Annotated in this window: 1 protein-coding gene; it reads right to left on the bottom strand. The window is 68.8% G+C overall.

From position 1 onward, the window contains the following. Positions 1-1,187, bottom strand: a 1,187-nt coding sequence (locus AC1DF3_RS36895) for a porin (protein ID WP_478142799.1), incomplete at both ends; no start/stop codon positions are given.

The following is a 1,187-nucleotide window of genomic DNA, read 5'->3' as shown; positions in this document are numbered from 1 at the left end:
GTCGTAGCCGGTGGAGGTCTTGGCGGTCGGCACGACGCCATTGATCGGTTTCGCGTAGAAGGCCGGCCCGCCCACCGTGAGGTCGGCGCCGCCCTTGTTGTCGATGCGTGCCGCGGTCGCGTACACGGCCGTGCGCGCCGACAGGTTGTACACGTAGCCGAGGGCGAACTTCTCCGACTTCGGATCCGGCGACAGGCCGGGGATGAGCTGGTTCAGGGCGGTGACGTTGTTGTACTTGACCTGGGTGTAGACGGCGCGGATCAGGCCGGGTCCGACCGGCACGGTGGCGCCGACCAGGGCGCCGTTGGCACCGGGGCTGGTGAAACCGAAGGCATTGGGCAGCGGCGGGATGCCGGAGAAGTCGGTCTTGGTCTTGTTGTGCGAGTACTCGCCGAACAGCTTGACGACGCCGAAGTCGTAGGTGGCGCCGAGGTTCCAGATGTCCAGATAGCTCGTGGTGCCCTGGAAGAACTGGTCCCCGATGGTGCTGCGGGCGGCCGCCACGGCGACGTCCAGCGGGCCTTTGGCGTAGCCGAAGCGACCGCCGACATAGCGGCCGGCGCGCTGGCTGTTGGGCACGTTCGGGGTCAGCGTGCCGGGGTCGTACTTGGTCGCCTCGTTGAAGGCGTACATGAGCTGGCCGTAGAAGCCGCCCAGGTTCGGCGGCAGGAAGTAGCCCACCGAGTTGGAGGCCCGGACATAGTTGGGATTGCCCTGGAAGCCGTTGGCCACCTGGCCCGGGGTGTTGAAGCCGCTCGCGGTGGCGATCAGGTTGATGCCCACGCCGTTGGAGGTGAACGGATCCATCACGGCGTCGTTCCAGAAGGTGGGCGTGTAGTCCCGGCCGAGGCGGACCTCGCCCAGGGCGCCCGACAGGCTGACCGTGGAGCGGCGGTTGAAGGCCAGGCCGCCGCTGGGGGTGACGCCGTTGCCGGTGTCGTTGAGTATCCCGGCCTCGAGCCAGAAGCTGGCCGCGGCACCGCCGCCGAGGTCCTCGGTGCCGCGGAAGCCCAGGCGGCTGCCGGTGTAGCCCGAGCTGTTCTGCCCGGTGCTGCTGGTCGTGACGCCGACGCCGAACGGCGTCTCGGCCTTGTTCGAATAGCCGCTGACCGTGGCGTCGACGACGCCGAACAACGTGACGGAGGACTGGGCGGAAGCGCCGCCGGCGGCGAGGACGGTCAGGGCGA

Source organism: Variovorax sp. 10N432 (assembly GCF_056394465.1).
This window is presented reverse-complemented; position numbering and strand designations above follow the sequence as displayed.